A 20,547-nucleotide genomic window follows, 5' to 3' on the forward strand; every position below is an offset into this window, starting at 1 on the left:
TTTCCGAGCCGCACCATCAATGTCATCGTGCCCAACCCGCCGGGCGGCATGAATGACATCACCGCCCGCCCGCTCGCCCACATCATGCAGGAGGTCGTAAAGCAGCCGGTCGTGGTGCAGAACAAGCCGGGCGGAACCGGCGCGGTCGGCACGGCGTTCGTCGCCTCGCACAAATCCGACGCTCACCACATCCTGGTGACCACACCCAATCTCTACCTCGTAGTGGAGAAGAACAAGCTTCTCGGCGAGCCCTCCCCGTATAGCCTGGACCAGATCGAGCCGCTCGCGCTGATGAGCGCGGATCCGCTGATCATGGTGGTCCAGTCGGAAAGCCCCTACAAGTCGGTGAAGGAACTGGCCGGGGCGGTGAAGAAGTCCGGCACGATGGCCTACTCGTCCTCCGGGCCGTATGGCATCCTGCATGTGCCGATCGAGATGTTCCTGCAGGCGGCGGGGGCGAAGATGCGTCACGTGCCGACCACTGGAGGCGGCCCGGCGCTGCTGCAGATCCTCGGCGGCCACGTGCAGATGTCGGCGGGCGGACCCGCGGCGGTGCACCCGCACATCAAGAGCGGTAAATTGCGTCCTTTGGCGAGCTGGGGCGCGAAGCGCATTCCCACGCTGCCGGATGTTCCCACCTTGAACGAGTTGGGCTATAAGGCCGAAGCCTACTTGTGGGTGGGGCTGTTCACGCCGGCGGGCGTGCCGGAGCCGGCCATGAAGGCGCTGCGGGAGGTGGTCGGCAAATCGGCGCAAAATGCGCAATTCGTGGCCGCGATGAAGAATGTGAACAGCACTGTCGACTACCGCGATACACCCGAATTCAAGAAGTTCTTCGACGAGGACTATGCACGCCTGTCGCAGGCGGTGAAACGCATCGGAAAGGTCGAGGCCAAATAAAGTTCGCGGCGGTGGAACAACCATGCTGCGGGCCTTGTACGTTGCGAAGGCGCGTGTGCGCCTGCCGGAGCGATCGAAGCAGCAGGCGAAACCCCGGGGGTCGAATCGACGATGGCGATGATCGAACGTCTGGATCCACCGCGGCGGGCGGGCCGCAGGCACTGGCTCGTCGGCGCCGCCCTGTGCGCGCTTCTCTGGCCAGCGCCGCTCGTACAGGCCGGCGAGCCGGCGCTGCCGCCGGAGCTCAAACTGCCTGCAAAGCCCACCGCGATGCCGGCATTCGCGCTTCCCACCACGGCAGGTTCGAAGCTCGACTCGCAATCACTCCAGGGGCAGGTGCTGGTCATCCGCTTCTGGGCCTCCTGGTGACCGATCTGCCGCGGCGAAATGCCCTCCGTGCAGAGGGCACACGAAGCACTCAAGGGTAACGGCGTCACGGTGCTCGCGATCTCGATCGACGGCACCGGGGTGCAGGCGGCGAAGCCGGTGATGGACGAGGGCAAGTTCACCTTCGCCGCGCCGGTCGACCAGGACATGGCGGTGGCGCGGCAATTCGGCGCGCGCGGCGTGCCGATGACCTACGTGGTGGATCGCAAGGGGATGGTCCGCGCGCAGGGATTCGGACCGCTGGATCTGGACTCGAAGGCGTTCCTCGATTACGTCAGATTGGTGGCTGGGCGCGGCGCCTGATCGGCGCGCGCCTTCGTTGTGCAACGTCGAGCGAAAGGAGGAGGCATGAAGACATGCAACTGGAAGGGCGTGGCGGTCGCACTGGCCTTGGCTGCGGCTGCACTGCTGCCAGGCACGGTGGCACAGGCGGCGCTGGGCGTCGGCGAAAAGGCACCGGACTTCGCACTGCCGGCCACGACCGCGAAGCAGGCGAGCAACAAGGACTTTGCGGGGAAGACGCTGGTTCTTTTCTTCTATGTTGGTGCGTTCACCAATTCCTGAACGCAGGAAGCGCTGGCCTTCCAACTTGATCTTCCCAAGTTCGAGGCCGCGAATGCCCAGGTTCTGGGCATCAGTGTGGATTTCAACGGCGCCAACCAGGCCTGGGCCGAAAAGCTCGGGTTGAAGTATCCCCTGCTCTCGGACACCCGCCGGGCGATGACTCGTGCATACGGTGTTCTCAACGACGACCCGGCTGCAGCGAACGATTCGAAACGAATCGCAGGCTATATGCGCGCGAACGCGACCGTGATGGTGGTCGACAAGGAAGGGGTCATCCGCTACGTTCGCGACAGCCGCCCGCGCAATACGATACCGGTCGACGAGATTCTGGCGTTCGTGGAAAAGATGAAGTAGCGCGACATCCGCTGCACCGGCGCCTGCCGTTCGACTCGAACGGCAGGCGCCCCGCTCGCCTGACGAAACTGCTGTTGCCGCTGCAGACGGCCACGGGATCGTGGAGCGGCATGTGCCTTCTGGCCGTCGACATCGCGCAGCGCACGCCTTTCATCGTATGATCCCAACGCGCTCGGAAATGACACGCGCTTGCCGCGTGCCGAGCCTGCGCGACGCTTTCGTTCCAATGGCTGGCCACACTCCAAGGAGGAAGTAGATGTTGAAGGTGCTGGTACGAACTCTCGTTGCTTCGGCGCTGGTGGCCTCGACCGCATTCGCCGTCCACGCCCAGGACTATCCGGTCAAGACGGTCCGGGTCCTGATCCCCTGGCCGCCCGGCGGATCGAACGACATCGTCGGCCGCCTGGTCGCGCAGAAGCTGTCGGAGAACCTGAAGCAGCAGTTCGTGGTGGATAATCGCGGCGGCGCATCCGGCACCATCGGATCGGACGTTCTCGCCAGGAGCGAGCCCGACGGCTACACCATCATGATCCACTCGGCGACTCACGTTGCCAACGCACATCTGTACAAGAAGCTGCCTTACGACACGCTGAAGGATTTCGCCGGCATCACCACCCTCGCGCGCCAGGTCGGCATGCTGATCGTGCATCCTTCGTTGCCGGCAAAGAGCATGAAAGAGTTCATCGCGCTCGCCAAGGCGCGGCCCAACCAGATCGTGTATGCGTCTTCGGGCAACGGCAGCTACGTGCATCTGGCCATGGCCATGGTCGGCTCGATGGCGAACCTCAAGATGACGCACGTCCCCTACAAAGGGGGCGGCCCGGCGGTGATTTCGATCATCTCCGGCGAGACTCAGGCCATGCTCGCGACCATCGGCTCGGTGCTGACCCAGGTGAAAGGCGGGAAGCTGCGCCCGCTCGCGGTCAGCTCCGATGATCGGGTGAAGCAATTCCCGGACTTGCCGACGCTCGCGGAATCCGGCGTGCCCGGCTACGAGTTCACGGCCTGGATCGGCGCGTTCGCCCCAGCTCGCACGCAGCCCGCCATCGTCAACAAGCTCAACGCCGAGTTGCGCAAGGTGCTGGCGGATGCCGGTGTTGCCCAGAAGCTGAGCGCGCAGACGCTCGACCCCATGCCGATGTCGCCCGAGCAGTTCGCCAAGCGCCTGAAGTCGGACTACGACAAGTACGCACGGCTCATGAAGGAAGCGGGCGCCACGATGGATTGAAGCTTTGCGCACACCACCCCGTCCGCGACACTGTCGCGTCCCGCCCCTCCTCGACGAGGAGGGGAAGTAAATAGACCCTCTCCGCGTTTCACGAGGAGGGGTGCCGACGAAGGAAGCGGGGTGGTATGGTTTCCCCTCCTCTCATAAGGAGGTGGGCCGGCGAAGAAGGCGGGGTGGTGTGGTTTCCCCTCCTCTCATGAGGAGGGGGGCCGGCGAAGGAGGCGGGGTGGTGTGGGTTAGAACCGCTCCTCCTCGAACACGGGATACGCGCTGGTCATACTTCCGAGGCCGACCGGCTGCGCGGGCCGCACCCACGACGGATTCAGCTGCGAAAGCGATGTCACCCCCATGAGGCCGAGCGCGGTCTTGATCTCGACTTCGAGCAGTTCCAGCATGCGCGTGATGCCCGCCTCGCCGGCCGCCGCCAGCGCCCAGCCTTGCAGTTTGCCCAAGCCCACCGCGCGCGCACCCAGCGCTATGGCCTTGATCACGTCGGTGCCGCGCGAAATGGCGCCATCGACGAGCACCTCGGCGCGCCCGTCGACCGCCGCGACCACCTCGGGCAACACTTCGATGCTCGCCTGCGCATGATCGAGCTGGCGCCCGCCGTGGTTGGAGACGTAAACCACGTCGGCGCCGTATTCGACCGCCAGCCGGGCGTCTTCGGCCGTGGCGATCCCCTTGAGAATGAGCGGCACGCCCATGCGGGCCTTCATCCATACCATGTCGTCCCAGGTGAGGCTCGCCTGGAACTTGGGATCGCCGCCTTCGCGCACCGGCAGGTGGCTGATGAGATCGCGCTCCCGCCGGCTGTAGTACGCCCGGTCGACGGTCACGCACAGGGCACGGTAGCCGGCGGCCTTGGCGCGATCGAGCACGTCTTCGATCCATTTGCGGTCGCTGCGGACATAGAGCTGGAAGATCATGCGCGTGTCCACCGCGCGAGCGGCTTCCTCGATGCCGGGCTTGGCCGCCGTGCTGACGAAGACCTCGGTGCCGTAGGCGACCGCGCCGCGGGCGACGGCGACCACGCCTTGCGGGTCGGCGAGCTGCAGGAAATTGCCGACCGGCGCGATGAATACGGGAATGGGCAGCTGCTTGCCGAGGAGCGTCGTGGTGGTATCGATGCTCGATACGTCGACCAGCACGCGCTGCCGCAGTGCGAGGCTATCCAGCGCAAGGCGGTTGCGTCGCAGGGTCGTTTCCGAGTCCGAGCCCCCGCTCACCATGTCCCAGACCGGGCGGGAGAGGCTGCGCCGGGCCGCAATCACGATCTCCTGCAGGGTAGCGAACCCGCTTGCGGCATTGCGCTTGGCGTCCAGGCGCGTGCGCTCGCTCAGCTGGTTCGGGTCGTTGCCTTGCGCCCCGCGGGCGTGCTGTCCATTGTCGGCCATGGCCTTCCTGCTCCTGTATGTGCGTACGTCCATTCTACTTGCAGCGACGGTCGATGCGCTGCCAGCGGCAGCCAGCGCGAGAACCCGCGGCAAGGCGGTCGCGATGATAGCGCTGCGCTCAGTGCAGCGGCATAAACGTATATCGAGGCGGTGCAACGAAACCGGCGGGATCACGCTGCCCGACGAGAGGGCGCCGGACGGGCGCCGGACGAGAGGGCGCCGGGCGCTCAGCGCGCCGGTTCGGACAACAGCTGGGTCGGCAACCGGGACATGCCGAAGGCGTATTCGCAGTAGTACTCGACGCAATTGCGCGGGCCGGTGCCATTCGAGTGCCCGAACGCGATGGTGCCATCGCCGTCGAGAATCAGTTCTTCACGCCGCAACCGCGTTTCGGCTCCGTCGCTTGCGGCAACGTACGTCCCGTTGGTGCTGATGTCGATCAGCACGAACTTGTCGCGGCGCCATTCCACCCGGGCATGCACGCGCGATGCGTTGCGCGCGTCCACCACCACATCGTTGCCCGCATCGCGTCCGATCGAGACTTCCGGATGCGCCGAGTCGACCACCACTTCGGCTCCCCGGTACATGAGCCGCAGCCGCAGGGGTACCCGCGGCGGTGGGAACTGCGCCGACATGGTGACGGTGGCATCGGCTGCGTCCCACAGGATCTCGTACAGGTCGACCGGCTCCGAGCGTCCCTTGACCGCGATCGGCCACAAGTGGCGTGCACCGGCCGAGATTTGCTCGGACGAGGACTCCAGCGCCTGTCCGCTGGTGATGATCTGGCGCGGCTTCGCCAGCTCCGCCAGGCGTGCCGCCACGTTCACCGAGTCGCCGAATACGTCCCCGTCGCGCTCCACGGCCGCGCCGTAATGAAAGGCGACACGGATCTCGATGCGCTCGCCTTCGAGCGGCGGCAGCTCCTGCGCACGCCATTGCATCTCGGTCGCCGCGAGGCAGGCGCGCTCGGCATCGGGAAACACCGCCATGATCTCGTCGCCGATGGTCTTGACGGTGCGCCCGTCGTGCTCGGCGACGGCCTCCTTCAGCCGGTCGAGACAATGCTCGACCGCGGCGTGCGCGGCCTGGTCGCCGAAGCGCTCGTACAGCCGCGTGCTGCCGACGACGTCGGCGAACAGGGTGGCGAGGCAAGTCCGTGCCGGCTCAGCCATCGCACACCCGCAAGATGCGCATCAGCACCACCGAGACGTTGTCCCGGCCGCCGCGCGCGTTGGTGATGTTGACGATGTTGCGCGCGGCCACCTCGAGGCTGTGCGCGTGGGCGGCGAGCGCGGCGCCGATCTCGGCTTCCGGCACCATGTTGGTCAGCCCGTCGCTGCACAACATGAAGACGTCGCCGGGCTCGATCGCGTGGTGCGCGACGTCGACGCTCACGTCCTGCGCGATGCCCAGCGCGCGCGTGATGACGTTGCGGTGGCGCGACATCGCCGCCTGGCGCGCGTTCATCTGCCCGCGCACCACCATCTCCTGCACCATGCTGTGATCTTCGGTGAGGCGCTCCAGCCGCGACCCCTGCAGCCGGTACAGGCGCGAGTCGCCGACATGGGCGGCGGTGACGAAATCAGGCCCGAGCAGGATCATGACGAGCGTGGTGCCCATGCCATCGAGCTCCTTGTCGCGCGCGGCGCTCTTGCGCACCCCTTGATTGGCGCGCCGGACCAGCTCGACCACGAGCGAAGCTCGCACCTCGCGGCTGCGCGCGCGCGCGCCGTGGCGCTCGCTGTCGGCGAGGGCGCGGCGCAGGTCGTCCTTGATGCTGCGCAGCGCCGTCCTGGCCGCGATGTCGCCGCCCTGGCTGCCGCCCATGCCGTCGGCCACCATCGCCACGCCGAGCTGGGTGTCCCAGTCGATCGCGTCCTCGTTGCGGCGGCGCAGGCGGCCGACATCGCTCACGCCCGCGATCTCGACCAGCGGGGTGGATTTGCCGGGCAGGCGTTTCCCGCTGCCGCTGCCGTCAGGCCGCAAGATCGGGCTCCGCGTACATCTCGAACAGTTTCTTGTCGATCGCCTTGCGGTAGGCGTCCTTGCCGATGATCTGCTTGGCGTCGAGCAGGCGCTTCAACGCCGTGTCCATGCTTTGCATCCCCTGCAGGCTTCCGCTCTGGATCGTGGTCGCGATCTGCTCGGTCTTGCCGTCGCGCAGAATGTTGGCGACGGCGGGGTTGTTAACCAGGATTTCGAACGCGGCTACACGGCCCTTGCCGTCGGAACGGCGCACCAGCTGCTGCGAGACGACGCCGAGGAGAGAGGTGGACAGCATGCTGCGGATCCGTCCCTGGTCGCCGGGGGGAAAGACATTGACGATGCGATCGACCGTGGCAGCCGCGCCATTGGTATGCAGCGTTCCGAGCACCAGGATACCGGTCTCGGCCGCGGTCACGGCGAGCGAGATCGTCTCCAGGTCGCGCATTTCGCCGACCAGGATGACGTTGGGATCCTCCCGCAGCGCCGAGTGCAGCGCCGATGCGAAGCTGCGGGTGTCGAAGCCGACCTCGCGCTGGCTCACCAGGCTCTGCTTGTTCTGGTGCACGAACTCGATCGGATCCTCGATCGTGAGAATGTGCCCCTTGCGGCTGCTGTTGACGTGGTCGACCAGCGCCGCGAGGCTCGTCGACTTGCCCGATCCGGTCGGCCCGGTGCACAGCACCAGACCTTTTTTCTGCTGGCAGAAGGTCGCCAGCACCGGCGGCAGCCCCAGCTCCTCCATGCTCTTGATGGCGGATGGAATCACCCGCAACACGGCGCCCACGCCGTTGATGTGGCGGTAGACGTTGACGCGAAAGCGCGCCATCCCGTCCACCGCGTAGGCGAAGTCGATCGAGTTGCGCTTCTCGAAAGCGACCCGCGCCGGGTCGGGCATGATCTCGCTCACCAGGCCCATCGTCTCGGCGGCGGAAAGCTCGCGGTACTTCACCGCGATCAGATCGCCGTGCAGGCGGATGCGCGGCGGATTGCCCGAGACCAGGTGCAGGTCCGAGCCATCCTGCTTCACCAGCAATTCGAGGAAGGTGTCGATGCGGCTCAACGCATATCCTCCGTCAGCGCACCAGGGTGACCTGCGGGACGAGCCGCTTGTCGGTCACGAAGCGCTGGAAGAGTTTTTTGTCGTTCGCGTGCAGGTAGGCATCGTCGGGATCGACCTCCTTCGCCTGGATCGCCTCGAGCAGGGCCTGGTCGAGCAGGCACATGCCGTTCGCCTTGCCGGTTTGCATCGCCGCCGGGATCTGGAACTGCTTGCCGGTCAGAAGCAGGTTGGAGATCGCCGGCGTCAGCACCATGACCTCGACGATCGCCTTGCGGCCGCGTCCGTCGGGTTTCTTCACCAGCACCTGGCTGACGACGCCGCGCAGATTCTGCGACAGGAACATGAGCCCCTGCGCCTTCTGCTCGGCCGGCAGCGAATCGATGATCCGATCGAGCGTCTTGGCCGCGCTGGTGGTATGCAGCGTGCCCAGCACCAGGTGACCCGTCTCGGCCGCCATCATGGCCATCGCAATCGTTTCCGGATCGCGCAGCTCGCCCACCAGGATCACGTCCGGATCCTCGCGCAGCGCCGCGCGCAGCCCCTCGGCGAAGCTGCCCACGGAGCTGCCGACTTCGCGTTGAACCACCAGCGACATCTTGCTCCGGTGCATGAACTCCACCGGGTCCTCGAGCGTGATGATGTTGAGCTTGCGAGTGGTGTTGAGGTAGTCGATGATGGCGCCCAGCGTGGTGGACTTGCCGGTGCCCGTGGCGCCGGTCACGAGCAGCATCCCCTGGTGCGCTTGAGCAAGCTTCTTCACCACCGGCGGCAAGCCCAGCTCGTCCAGCGTGCTGACCGCCTTGGGCACGATCCGCGCGACCGCCGCAATGCCGCCCAGCTTGCGGAACACATTGAAGCGATAGCGCTCGCCCTCGGCCGGTGCATAGGAGAAGTCGAGATCGTGCCCGGCTTCGAACTGGCTGCGCTGCTCTGCGCTCAGAATCTCGAAGATGAGGCTGCGGCATTCGTCGGCGCTCAGGCTGCGATAGCGCACCGGCTGGATCTCGCCGTGCATGCGCAATACCGGCGGCATGCCGACCGCCAGATGGATGTCGGAGGCGTTCTGCTCGCGCCCGAGCTGCAGGAAGGCGTCGATGCGGGCGGTTTGGCTCATGCCGAACACCACTCGTATTTGGCGTCATTCCCGCGCAGGCGGGAATCCAGGACCGGTTCATCCTGGGCTCCCGCTTGCGCGGGAGCGACGATTGAGGCCGGTAAGCTCACGCCGCAGCCTCCATATGCATCAGTTGTTCGAGGTCGTTCAGCATCTCCACCGCGCTGGCGTAGCGCTCGTCGGGATTGACCGACATCGCCTTCAGGATGATCGCCTCGAGCGCCGGCGAGATGTCGGCGTTGCGGCTGCTCGGCGGCGGCTTCGCGCCTTCGAGGTGCTGATAGAGCACCGCCATCGGATTGTCGCCGCTGTACGGGGGCGCCCCGGTGAACATCTCGTACATGATCACGCCGAGCGCGTACAGGTCGGTGCGCTGGTCGATGGCGAGTCCGCGCACCTGCTCGGGCGCCATGTAGCTCGGCGTGCCGACCATGTGTCCGGTCTTGGTGACGCGCGAATTGCTGTGGCTCATGGCCGCGGCCAGGCCGAAGTCGACGATCTTCAGCACGCCCTCGGTGTTGATCAGGATGTTGGCGGGCTTGAGATCGCGATGCACGATGCCGGCGGCGTGCGCGACGCTGGTGCCGCGCAGTATCGCTTGCACCGTGGCGTAGCCCTCCTGCTTCGACAAGCCGCGGCCGCGCCGGATCTTGCGCGTCAAGGGCAGGCTCGCGAAATATTCCATCGACATTGCATAAGTCGCGCCGACGCTGAGGAAGTCGTGGATGCGGATGACGTTCTCGTGCGTGATCTTGCGCGCATAGCGCACCTCGTGGACCATGCGCGCGATGGCGACCTCGTCCTGGACCAGGTGCGGGCTGATCAGCTTGAGGGCGATCTCCTCGTGCACCATCAGGTCCTCGACCAGGAGCACGATGCCGAAGCCGCCGCGTCCGAGCTCGCGCTTCACCCGGTAGCGCGACCCGAGCACCTGGCCCTCGCCCAGCCGGTTGAAGTCGATGATCTCCATTGCCGCTGCCGCAGGTGCGACTCGGCCGTGCGCTGCCGCAGCAGCTACCATTGGCGCGAATGCTTGCGGGGCAGGGGTCTGCTGCACGGGTGCCTGTGCCGCAGCGGCCGGCTTCGGTACGGCCGAAGCGGGCATTTGCCGGGTTCGATCCGACGCTGCCGCCCGCGAAACCGACCCGGCATCGGCGCCCGGCATGCGCACGGCGTCGGCGTCGAGTACCCGGCTTTCGTTCGAGCGCTGCGGCGCCGGGGCGCGCGTGGATGCCTCGGCGCTCGTGCCGCGACGGCGCAGCCGCGCGCTGATGGCCGCATGCGCCCGCCCGGCCGACTGCCCGATGTCGCCGCTCGACTCGCCGTGGCCCACCTGCGCCAGCGCAGCCAGCACCGCGGCGGCGCTCTTGTCGTCGGTCAGCGTTTCCAGCGCACCGATTGCTTCGCGCACGATCGCCTCGTCGCTGGCTGCGAGCTTGGCCGCGATCGCGGGCGCCGCGCCCGCGTCGCCGATGGTCGCCAGAGCCCGGATCGCAACCGGGGTCGCTTCGTTTTCGGTCTCGAGGAAGCGCAGGATGGCCGGCACCGCGCGCGCGTCGCGCATGTTGGCGAGCGCGTCCAGGGCGCGCTCGCGCACCCACCAGTCGGGATCGTCCAGTGCAGCGACCAGACGATCGAACGCGCGCGGGTCCTTGGTGGTGTTGAGGATCTCGACAGCGCAGCGGCGCATGAACTCGTCCTCGTCGTCGAGCAGGCTCAGCACCGCCTCGATCACCTTCGGCCCGCCGATCGCACCGAGCGCGTCCGCCGCCCGCACCCGCACCCACCAGTCCTGGTCCTTCATGGCGTGCAGCAGGTCCTTGATCGCGCGCGCATCGCCGATCGCGTTCAGCACTTCCACGGCCGCTCGGCGTGCGTGCTCCGATTCGTCCTGCAGGATGTCGAGCAGGTCGCGCACGGCGGTTGGGTCGTTGATCTTGATCATCGCCTCGATGGCGCGCGTCTGCACCATGAGATCGGGGTCGCGCAGCAGCGCGGTCAAGGGCGCCGCCGGCACGGGAATCGTCAAGGCGGCGAGCCCTTCGACCGCCGCCTGGCGCACCAGCTTGTGCGGGTCCTTGGTGAAGCGCAGCAACGTGTCGCGCACCGGCTCGCTGGAGAAGCGCGCGATGGTCTGCGCAATGCAGTAGCGGCCTTCCCAGTCGGCGTTGCGGCTGAAGGCAATGAGCGTCGGCACCATGGCCTCGGTGGCGAGCTCGGTCACGAGCTTGAACAGGGTCGGCTGATTGTCCTTGTGCGCGCTGTCGAGAATGCGCAACACGCTCTTGGGGGTCATGCCTTCCTTGCGCGCGACGATGATCTCGGCGACGTTGACCAGCGCCCCCCCCGCGGCCGAGTACAGCTCGAGCAGCCGGTTCGGGTCGTACTTGGTGGCACGCACGAGCGCAACGCGTACCTTCGCCACCACCTGCGCATCCTGGTTCATCAGGCCCACGTTCACGATCGTGGGGAGCGTTGCCGTGGTGATCAGCTCGGCAAGCAGGTTGGTGAGTGGCTCGCCGGCCGGATCGTCCGGAAGCGCCGGGATGATCTTGGGCAATGCCCTGCGGCCCACCTCGCGCAGGCGCGCCACCGCGCTCACCACCTCGGCGCTGGAATTGCGCCCGGCGAGGACGGTCGCGATCGATCGCGAGACGTGAAAAGTGTCGAACAGCCCCATGCGCGAGAACTCAGGCGAGCGCCGGCTCGCGCGTCATGATGTAGCCGACGTACGACTTGTTCACGAGGCATACCGCGCCTGCCTCGACGTAGAGCTTGAGGAAGCGCGGATTGTCGGAATTCATGTAGTCGTACAGGCGCGAGCGCTCCGGCGGCAGCGACTTGCGCATGGCGCCTTCGATCACCGATCCATCCATCAGGTGTACCCGGCACGGCAGATCCTTGCCCGATTCCGCGACGTACAACTCGTCTTCGGCGTATTCGACGCGGATCAAGGAGGCCTTGTTGTAGAAGCGCAGCTCTTCCGGTTCTTGCCGCCGCACCACCAGGAAATCGTCGTGGTCGTTCATGATGGCCCACGGGTCTTCGGCGCGCGAGCGCTCGGCGTCGCCCAGATGCAGATAGATCGAGCCCAGCACCAGTCCGTCCGGGTGGGTCCAGAGCGTCACCGCCTTCTCGACCTTCGGAATCTTCAACGGGTTGTCGTACGGATACATCTCACGTCCCTGAAGGTTGCGGCGGCGCCCGCGGCCCGCCTGACATCGGGGATAACGGCCGTACGAAATGGGTGCTTGAGCGAATCGGCGTTGTGCCGTGGCACCTGGTAGCGGCGAAGGAGTCGGGATAGTGTGTTTCCCCTCCTCTCATGAGGAGGGGTGCCGGCGAAGGAGGCGGGGTGGTGTGGTTTCCAATCGCGACAAGAGCACTCCGTCCGCGGCGTTGCCGCGTCCAGCCCCTCCTTTGCAGGAGGGGAATGATGCGGCGGGCTCGCACAACGAGCTGTGGATGCAGCGCCTGTCGGGTAGCGCGCCCGATCCGCGGTGTAACGGCGCGGGCGGCGCAAACTTTAGCTTTGGCCGCGATCGAGCGCGGGAACCAGGCGGCTTACCGCACGCGTGGAGCCGCCCCAAGTGGGAATGTAAGCCGCCTTGATGCCGACGCCGCCCGCCACCACGATCGTGATGTCGTCGCGCTTTTCGGCGACCCGCAACATCGCATCGGCGCGCTGCGGCGCCGGCTCGCCCTGCAGGCGTCCGAGCAGGTGAGTGCGCACGGCCGGCGACAGGTCGGCAAGCGGCATGACCGCCTTCTGCCATACGCGCTCCTTGAACTGCGCCTTGCTGCATCCGCCTTGCTCCAGCATTCGCGCCTGCTCGGGCGGCATGACGAGCAGCGGCTCGCCCCCGCCCAGCATGGCACCGCCGCCCAGCGTCCCGGCGATGCGCATCGAATGGGCGAAGGTTTGCGCCAGATCGGCGCAGTCGCTGCTGGATGAGTCGACGATTTCGACGATGCCCGCGGTGCCGACGACGGTCACGACGTTATCCTGCGGCGCGAACCCGCGCTCGACATGCAAGGGCAGCCAGGGCGATTCGCTTTCGTTCTCGGCGAAACAAAAAGTGTACTTGGCCGGTTGCCCGAGTGTCGCCATGTCGATCTCGCCCGGCCGGGCGCCGCCGACGTTCTGCAGCACCAGGCGCACCGCGCGGCCGATCGTGGCGTTCGCCCGATTGCCGGGGCCGAGCGCGTTGGCCGCGGCGTTCATGCCGATGTTGCGCACGATGGGACCGTTGACGATCACCGCCGTGGCCGCGGAACCGGTGGTGGTGGCAATGCCGACCAGGTTGAGCTCGGGCGCGGCCAAGGCCTCGACCGCCGCCGCGACGACCGGCAGATATTCGGGCCGACATCCGGCCATCACGGCATTGACGGCGACGTCACGCCAGGTGACGGGGGCGAACAGCGGCGCCAGCTCGCACAGCACGCGATCGGCTTCGGGCCGGCGCCCGGCCAGCATGCGCTCGACGCGGTCTGCAGTGGGCGCGACGATCGGCAGCCCATCGCCCCAGCCGCGCGCGATCATTTCGTCCTGCAGCGGCTCCCACGCGGGATCGGCTGCCCCCGGCCATATTTCCATGCTGTTCTCCGCTTTCGGACCCGGCACATTTTATGCCGGCACGGGCGCGGCTGCGCCCGCGATGAAGCGGGCACGCACCCCGGATTGGGGTTGCCCCGCGATCATCCCGGGTCCCGTCTCGCTGCGGCGACACTCGGGCGCCGTTTACATTCTTTTACCAACCCTTACAGCACGAAAGAGCGGCGCTGTCTAGGATGCAGCCACATGCCTGAGGCGCAATCCGCCGGGCAGGAGACAGGAGACGGAAAATGAAAAGCACGAAAAAAGCGATTCTCGCCGCGCTGGCAGCGGCTATCGGCCTGGGACTGAGCGCCGCGGCGATGGCCGGCGGCAACCACGGCCACCGTCACGGTCATCATCATGATCGGCATTGGAAACACCATCATGGCCATCATCATCGCGGGCACCGGCACGTCGTGCGCAAGCGTGTCGTGGTTCATCGGCCGGTCTACGTGGCCCCGCCCGTATACGCTGCGCCGGTGTATTCGGGCTATTACTATGCGCCGGCTCCGCGCCATAACGGCATCGTGGTGAACGTCGCTATTCCGCCGCTGGTGATTCCGCTGCGCTGAGCGTTGGCGCTCCTGCTTCGCCGATCCTGCTTCGCCGCGCGTCCGCGCGTGTGACCGCTGCACGCCACGACGCGCGATTTGCGCTGAGACTCCAGCCGCCCCCATCGTCGCGCTGACGCCGCGTCCGGCACGGCGTTCAGCTGCTTCCGCCCGCGCGGGCCTGCGGCGGTTGCGCCGCCTATAATAGGCGCGTCCAACCCGCGCGCGATTTGCGCCCAATCCTCATGGCCGTGCGATTCGCCGTTGCCGCTGCTTGTCTGTTTTCGTCTTGTCTGCTTTCCTCGTTCGCAGCCGGCGCCCAGCCGGCCGCGGTGGTGAAGATCGGCTTCGCCTCCCCGCTGACCGGCGCCCAAGCGCACTACGGCAAGGACAATCAGAACGGCGCTCAGCTCGCGATCGAGGACCTCAATGCGCGCGGGGTCCGAATCGGCGGCAAGCCGGTGGTGTTCGAGCTGGTGGTCGAGGACGATCAGGCCGATCCGAAGACCGGGACGGTGGTGGCGCAAAAGCTGGTCGACGCCGGCATCAAGGCCATGGTGGGCCATTTCAATTCGGGGGTGACCATCCCGGCTTCGCGCATCTATGCCGAGGCCGGCATCCCGCAGCTGTCCGTTTCCACCAACGTGATGTACACGCGCCAGAAGTTGCGCACTGCCTTCCGCATGATGGCCGACGACGACAAACAGGGCGCGGCGCTGGGGCGCTATGTCACGCAGACGCTCGGGCTCAAGCGCATCGCCGTCATCGACGACCGCACGGCCTACGGTCAGGGCCTTGCCGACGCCTTCACCAACACCATCCGGCAAGCCAAGGCCCAGGTGGTCAAGCGCGAGTTCACCAGCGACAAGGCGGTCGACTTTCGCAACATTCTGACCTCGATCCGCACGGTTCAGCCCGAGGCCATTTTCTTCGGCGGCTACGATTCGCAGGCCGGTCCCATGGCGCGGCAGATGAAGGAGCTGGGCATGAACATTCCCCTGCTCGGCGGCGAAACCATGAATACCGCCAAGTTCCTCGAGCTCGCCGGTCCGGCGGCCGAGGGCCACATCGCCTCCACCCCGGGCGCGGCCCTGGAGAGCCGTCCCAACGGCCGGGAATTCGCCCAGCGCTATCGCAGCCGCTTCAAGCAGGAGATCGGGCTGTACGCACCCTACTTCTACGACAGCGTGATGGTGATCGCGGCGGCCATGGAACGTGCCGGCACGACCGTCCCGGCCAAAGTGCTGCCGGCACTGCGTAACATTCGTCATGCCGGTGTCACCGCGGAGATCGCATTCGACAACGCCGGCGAGCTGCAGCAAGGGCTGCTTTCCGTTTTCAGGGTCCAGAACGGCAAGTGGGTGCTGCAGTAAACACCCGGGTCCGACGCATGCCCAAAATGCGCCCACGGCGGGCGTGCTAGCGAGCTTCCGACACATGCTTCGCAGCTCGCTCCCTCACCCCCAACCCCTCTCCCAGGAGGAGAGGGGAGCGCATTGCGGAAAGCGGCTTGTCAGCCACTTTCCGGACGCGGGATAAATGGATACGGCCGCCCACAAGCTGCCGGCGGATTCGGCTGCGGCACTGGCGGCGTTGACCAGCGTGGTCGCCGAGCTGGTGCGTCAGACCCACCCCCAGGCGAGCCGCAAGGTAACCCCCGATAGCCGGCTCGACACCGACCTGGGGCTGGATTCGCTGGCGCGTATCGAGCTCCTGCACCGCATCGAGGACCGGTTCGGGCTGCGCCTGGCAGAGCAGACCTTGCTCGCGATCGAGACGCCGCGCGAGCTGCTGGAGGTGCTGCGCAGCGCCGCCGGCCTGTCCTCGGCAAGGACTGGCTGGGAGGTCGAGACGGCACAGCCAGCCGCCCCGAAGGCGCTCGCCGGTCGGCCCGACGATGTCGACACGCTCACCGCCATGCTCGACTGGTATGTCGACGCCGCGCCGCAGCGGCGTCACGTGCTCTTCTACAAGAGCGCGGACGAGATCGAGCACATCGACTATGCGGGACTGGCGCGCGGCGCGCGGGAAATCGCCGCCGGCCTGATCGAGCGCGGCATCGAACGCCAGCAGACGGTGGCGATCATGCTGCCGACCTCGCTCGAATTCCTCTGCGCCTTCTTCGGCATTCTGGCCGCGGGTGCCATACCCGTTCCGATCTATCCGCCGGCGCGGATGTCGCAACTCGAGGACCATCTGCGCCGGCAGTCGGCGATTCTCGGCAGCGCGCAAGCCACGGTGCTGGTCACCGTTGCCGAGGCACGGCTGCTCGCGCAGTTCCTGCTGAGCCAGGTGCCCTCACTGCGCGACGTGGTCACCGTAAACGACCTGCGCCGACCGAGTCGTGCCGCGAGCCTGCCCACCCTCCACCCCGGCGATATCGCGTTCATCCAATACACCTCGGGCAGCACCGGCAACCCCAAGGGCGTGACCCTGACCCATGCCAATCTGCTCGCCAACATTCGCGCCTGGGGCGAGGCGGTGGACTTCAAGTCCGAGGACGTGGCGGTGAGCTGGCTGCCGCTGTACCACGACATGGGTCTCATCGGCGCATGGCTGGGCAGCCTCTACCACGGCGGCCTGCTGGTGCTCATGTCGCCGCTGGACTTCCTCGCACGCCCCGAGCGCTGGCTGCAGGCGATCCATCGCCATCGCGGCACCATCACCGCGGCGCCCAATTTCGCCTTCGAGCTGTGCCTGCGGCGCATTCCGGACGAGGCCGTGGACACACTCGATCTGAGCAGCTGGCGGCTCTGCGCCAATGGCGCCGAGCCGGTCAGCGCCGAGACGATGGAGCGCTTCGCCGAGCGCTTCGCCCGCTGCGGCTTTCGGCGCGAGGCGCTCACGCCCGTGTACGGCCTGGCCGAATGCACGGTCGGGCTCGCCATTCCGCCGCTGGGGCACGGGCCGGTGGTGGACCGCATCCAGCGCGCCGCGCTGCTCGAATCGCAGCGCGCGCTGCCGGCGCCTGAGGACGATCCAAGTGCATTGCGCTACGTCGCCTGCGGCCGGCCCTTGCCCGGCCACGAGATGCGCATCGTGGACGACAACGGGCAGGAGGTCGGCAACCGCATCGTCGGGCGCCTGCAGTTTCGCGGACCGTCTGCGACGCAAGGCTACTATCGCAACCCGGAGGAGACGCGCCAGCTCTTCGACGGCAGCTGGCTCAACAGCGGTGACATCGCCTACATGACGGGCGGCGATCTCTATCTCACCAGCCGCGCCAAGGACATCATCATCCGCGGCGGGCGTAACGTCTATCCGTACGAGCTGGAGGAAGCGATCGGCAATCTGCCGGGAATCCGCAAGGGCTGCGTCGCCGCGGTCGGTGTGATGGACGAGCTGGCCGGCACGGAACGTCTGGTCGTGATCGCGGAGAAGCGTGAGCGCCAGGAAGAGGCGCACGACGACAGCCTGCGCACGCGCATCGACGCGCTCGCGATCGAGCTGCTCGGCGCAGCCGCGGACGAGATCGTGCTCGCCCCGCCCGGAGCCGTGCTCAAGACCTCCAGCGGCAAAATCCGCAGGGCGGCGACACGCGACGTGTACCTGCAGGGTCTGATCGGGCGCAAAGGCGCGAGCGTGCGCCTGCAGCTCGCTCGCATGGCGCTGCAAGGCGGGCTCGCTACGGTGCGGCGCGGCCTGCGTCGCATCGGCGCTGTCGCATACGCCGCACGCGCCTGGAGCGCATTCGCGTTGCTGGCGCCGCCGGCGTGGACCGTGACAGTCATGGCCGCGAAACCGCCGCGTGCCTGGCGCATCAGCGGGCGGTTCGCGCGGCTGTTCTTCCGTCTGGCCGGCATTCCGGTCGAGGTCTCGGGCCTCGAGCGCCTGCCGAGCGCCATGCCGTATGTGCTGCTCGCCAACCACGGCAGTTATCTCGACGGCATCCTGCTGGTAGGCGCGCTACCGCGCCAGCACGCCTTCATCGCCAAGAACGAGTTCCTTTCGCATGCGATCTCGCGCTTGTTCCTGAGCGCGATCGGTTCGCGTTACGTGGAGCGCTTCGATGCCGCGCGCGGCGTCGAAGACGTACGCCGCTTCACCGAGCACGCGCGCGGCGGCGAGCGCCTCGCCATCTTTCCCGAGGGCACCTTCACGCGCCAATCCGGTTTGCGGCCCTTCCTCATGGGCGCGTTCGTCATCGCCGCCGACGCCGGCGTTCCCGTCGTCCCGGTCACCATCAGCGGGGCGCGCGAAATTCTGCGCGACGGCAGCTGGCTTCCCGCGCGCGGGAGGGTTCGCATTGCGATCGGGGAGGCGATTGCGCCGCAGGGCAGTGGATGGGAAGCGGCCGTGAATCTGCGCGAACAGGCGCGCCGCGTGATGCTCGAGCAGGGTGCCGAGCCCGCGCTCGACAGCGCGATTCTGGTCGACAAGCGGCGCGCTCACCCGGCCCCGCGCTAACCCAAGCTGCGCATCGGGTCTAGCCCAAGCTCGGGCTAGACCCGGGGCTAGACCCGGGGGCGTTTCCGGGACCGTCCCGCGCGCGCTCGATCAGCCGGTACAAGATCTCGTAGTCGACCGGCTTCACCAGATGCGCGTCGAAGCGTGTTTGCTCGCGGCGCTGCCGGTCCTCTTCCTGCCCGTAGCCGGTCAATGCCACGACGGTGCTCGAGCGCGTCTGCTCCATCTCGCGCAGGCGAGTGGCCACCTCGTAGCCGTCCATGCCGGGCAGCCCGATGTCCAGCAGCACGACTTCGGGCGCGCGCTCGGAAGCGATGGCAAGCCCCGACGGCCCGTCGTATGCCACCCACACGCGGTGGCCGCGCAGTTGCAGCAGCGCGGCAACGCTGTCGGCCGCATCCCGGTTGTCGTCGACCACCAGCACGCTGCGTCCGCCGCCAGGCGCCGGTTCGTCGTGCGCCTCGCCCGGCGCTTCCGGCGCACCCGGCGCTTGTTCCAGCGCGGGCAAGTGCACCACGAAGGCGGCGCCGCGGCCCACGCCGTCGCTCCTGGCTTGAATGCTGCCGCCATGCATCTCCACGATGCGCCGTGCGAGCGTGAGGCCGACGCCGAGCCCGCCTTCGGTGCGCGCGAGCCCGGCGTCGGCCTGCATGAAGAGCTCGAAGATGCGCGGCAGCATCTGCGGCGCGATGCCGATGCCGTCGTCGCGCACCTCGATCATCGCCATCCCAGCCTCCCGGCTCATCTCGAGCGAGATGTTGCCGCCTCGCGAGGTGAACTTGGCGGCGTTGTTGAGCAGGTTCTGCACCACCTGCACGAGCCGTGTCTGGTCGCCGGAAACCTCGATCGGCTCGCGGCTCATCTCGATCGTGAGGGCATGGTTGCGGCCCTCGATGTTCGGCCGGCTCGCCTCGACGCCGAGCGCGACGACGCGCGCGAGATCCAGCCGCTCGGGCTGCAGACCGATCATGCCGGTGGTGATCCGGCTCGCATCGAGCAGATCGTCCACCAGGCGCGCGAGCTGCGTGACCTGTCGCTCGATCAGGTCCCGGCAGTACTCGAGCTGCGGGTCCGCGATCTCGCGCATGCGCATCACGCCCACCGCGTTGCGAAGCGGCGCGAGCGGGTTGCGCAACTCGTGACCGAGCATGGCCAGGAACTGGCGCGTCTGCCGCCCCGCCTCCTCCAGCGCCTCGACCTGCTTGCGCTCGGTCATGTCGCGCGTGACCTTGGCGAACCCGCGCAAGGCGCCGTCCGGCCCGTACAGAACCGTGATGACCACGTTCGCCCAGAAGCGCGATCCGTCCTTGCGCACGCGCCAGCCCTCAACCTCCACGGTGGCGAGCTCGATGGCCTGCGCGAGCAGCCGCTCGGGCCGCTTCTGCAGGCGGTCCTCGGCGGTGTGGAAGCGCGCGAAGTGCTGGCCGACGATCTCCTCGGCGGCGTAGCCGTCGATGCGGGCCGCGCCGCTGTTCCAGGTGGCCACGCGGCCCTGCGGATCGAGCATGACGATGGCGTACTCCTTGACACCCGCGATGAGCAGGCGAAAGCGCTCTTCGGACTCGCGCAGCAAGCGTTCGGCGCGGTTGCGTACGACATACTCGCCGAGCTGGCTGCCGAGCGCGACCACCGCCTGCAACAGCTCGTCCTGTGGGCGCCGCCACTCGGTTGCGAAGAACTCGAGCACGCCGAGCACGCGCCCCCCGGCGGTGAGCGGGAAGCACAACGCGCCGTGCAGACCGCACTGCGCGGCCCAGCGGGCGCGCGGCCTTGCCGGATCCTCCGGTGCGTCCTCGATCCACTTGGGCGCCGCCGCGAGCCACGTCCGCCCAGGCAAGCCCTGCCCCTTGCCGAATATCATCGCCTTGCTGGCCGCTACGAACTCGGAACAGTCTTGCCGCGACCACGATGAGCGAAAGCTGATCGAGCTCTGGTCGGCATCCACGATCCACATCTGGCCCAGCGCCCAGTCGAGCGTTTCGCACACGATGCGCATCGACTCGGT

18 protein-coding genes are annotated in these 20,547 nt (G+C 67.3%); 9 read left to right on the top strand and 9 right to left on the bottom strand.

The annotated features are described in order from the left end of the window. Positions 1-48 precede the first annotated feature (48 nt). The 6 genes from GEV05_12815 to GEV05_12840 all read left to right on the top strand — a co-directional run bounded on the left by GEV05_12815 (position 49) and on the right by GEV05_12840 (position 3,433). Positions 49-900 carry a tripartite tricarboxylate transporter substrate binding protein gene (locus GEV05_12815; GenBank protein MPZ44262.1) on the top strand — a complete coding sequence of 284 codons (852 nt, stop codon included), beginning with the start codon at positions 49-51 and terminating at the stop codon, positions 898-900. A 111-nt stretch (positions 901-1,011) separates the two neighbouring features. Then, complete coding sequence (locus GEV05_12820; protein MPZ44263.1) at positions 1,012-1,269, top strand: hypothetical protein; 258 nt, start codon at positions 1,012-1,014, stop codon at positions 1,267-1,269. An 18-nt stretch (positions 1,270-1,287) separates the two neighbouring features. Further along, complete coding sequence (locus GEV05_12825) at positions 1,288-1,590, top strand: redoxin domain-containing protein (protein MPZ44264.1); 303 nt, start codon at positions 1,288-1,290, stop codon at positions 1,588-1,590. Positions 1,591-1,635: 45 nt separating this feature from the next. Beyond that, the gene (locus GEV05_12830) at positions 1,636-1,851 is read left to right on the top strand and encodes a redoxin domain-containing protein (GenBank protein MPZ44265.1); all 216 of its coding nucleotides are present in this window, start codon (positions 1,636-1,638) and stop codon (positions 1,849-1,851) included. Between the two features lie 12 nt (positions 1,852-1,863). Further along, positions 1,864-2,205: a redoxin domain-containing protein gene (locus tag GEV05_12835; protein MPZ44266.1), complete on the top strand. Its 342-nt coding sequence runs from the start codon at positions 1,864-1,866 to the stop codon at positions 2,203-2,205. A 256-nt stretch (positions 2,206-2,461) separates the two neighbouring features. Then, on the top strand, positions 2,462-3,433 hold the full coding sequence (locus tag GEV05_12840; protein MPZ44267.1) for a tripartite tricarboxylate transporter substrate binding protein: 972 nt from the start codon (positions 2,462-2,464) through the stop codon (positions 3,431-3,433). A gap of 236 nt (positions 3,434-3,669) precedes the next feature. Here GEV05_12840 and GEV05_12845 read toward each other — a convergent pair whose 3' ends face one another. The 8 genes from GEV05_12845 to GEV05_12880 form a co-directional block, all read right to left on the bottom strand. Then, the gene (locus tag GEV05_12845; protein MPZ44268.1) at positions 3,670-4,860 is read right to left on the bottom strand and encodes an alpha-hydroxy-acid oxidizing protein; all 1,191 of its coding nucleotides are present in this window, start codon (positions 4,858-4,860) and stop codon (positions 3,670-3,672) included. 194 nt (positions 4,861-5,054) lie between these two features. After that, positions 5,055-5,999 carry an FHA domain-containing protein gene (locus GEV05_12850; GenBank protein MPZ44269.1) on the bottom strand — a complete coding sequence of 315 codons (945 nt, stop codon included), beginning with the start codon at positions 5,997-5,999 and terminating at the stop codon, positions 5,055-5,057. Continuing rightward, positions 5,992-6,816: a Stp1/IreP family PP2C-type Ser/Thr phosphatase gene (locus GEV05_12855; GenBank protein MPZ44270.1), complete on the bottom strand. Its 825-nt coding sequence runs from the start codon at positions 6,814-6,816 to the stop codon at positions 5,992-5,994. The genes GEV05_12850 and GEV05_12855 overlap by 8 nt, the downstream gene beginning before the upstream one ends. Beyond that, the gene (locus tag GEV05_12860) at positions 6,803-7,873 is read right to left on the bottom strand and encodes a PilT/PilU family type 4a pilus ATPase (GenBank protein MPZ44271.1); all 1,071 of its coding nucleotides are present in this window, start codon (positions 7,871-7,873) and stop codon (positions 6,803-6,805) included. The genes GEV05_12855 and GEV05_12860 overlap by 14 nt, the downstream gene beginning before the upstream one ends. Before the next feature lie 13 nt (positions 7,874-7,886). Next, positions 7,887-8,987: a PilT/PilU family type 4a pilus ATPase gene (locus tag GEV05_12865; GenBank protein MPZ44272.1), complete on the bottom strand. Its 1,101-nt coding sequence runs from the start codon at positions 8,985-8,987 to the stop codon at positions 7,887-7,889. 106 nt (positions 8,988-9,093) lie between these two features. Then, positions 9,094-11,667, bottom strand: a complete 2,574-nt coding sequence (locus tag GEV05_12870; protein MPZ44273.1) for a protein kinase — start codon at positions 11,665-11,667, stop codon at positions 9,094-9,096. Positions 11,668-11,677: 10 nt separating this feature from the next. Next, complete coding sequence (locus GEV05_12875) at positions 11,678-12,163, bottom strand: hypothetical protein (protein MPZ44274.1); 486 nt, start codon at positions 12,161-12,163, stop codon at positions 11,678-11,680. 350 nt (positions 12,164-12,513) lie between these two features. Beyond that, positions 12,514-13,584, bottom strand: a complete 1,071-nt coding sequence (locus GEV05_12880) for a hypothetical protein (GenBank protein MPZ44275.1) — start codon at positions 13,582-13,584, stop codon at positions 12,514-12,516. 248 nt (positions 13,585-13,832) lie between these two features. Between GEV05_12880 and GEV05_12885 the strand changes: the two genes are divergently transcribed. The 3 genes from GEV05_12885 (at position 13,833) to GEV05_12895 (ending at position 18,542) form a co-directional block, all read left to right on the top strand. Beyond that, complete coding sequence (locus GEV05_12885) at positions 13,833-14,156, top strand: hypothetical protein (protein ID MPZ44276.1); 324 nt, start codon at positions 13,833-13,835, stop codon at positions 14,154-14,156. A gap of 224 nt (positions 14,157-14,380) precedes the next feature. Continuing rightward, the gene (locus GEV05_12890) at positions 14,381-15,508 is read left to right on the top strand and encodes an ABC transporter substrate-binding protein (GenBank protein ID MPZ44277.1); all 1,128 of its coding nucleotides are present in this window, start codon (positions 14,381-14,383) and stop codon (positions 15,506-15,508) included. Between the two features lie 166 nt (positions 15,509-15,674). Next, positions 15,675-18,542, top strand: coding sequence for an AMP-binding protein (locus GEV05_12895; protein ID MPZ44278.1), 2,868 nt, complete (start codon positions 15,675-15,677; stop codon positions 18,540-18,542). Between the two features lie 19 nt (positions 18,543-18,561). Here the strand turns inward: GEV05_12895 and GEV05_12900 are convergent. Further along, the coding region (locus GEV05_12900) for a PAS domain S-box protein (protein MPZ44279.1) at positions 18,562-20,547 on the bottom strand (1,986 nt) is incomplete at its 5' end.

Source organism: Betaproteobacteria bacterium (assembly GCA_009377585.1).
GTDB lineage: Bacteria > Pseudomonadota > Gammaproteobacteria > Burkholderiales > WYBJ01 > WYBJ01.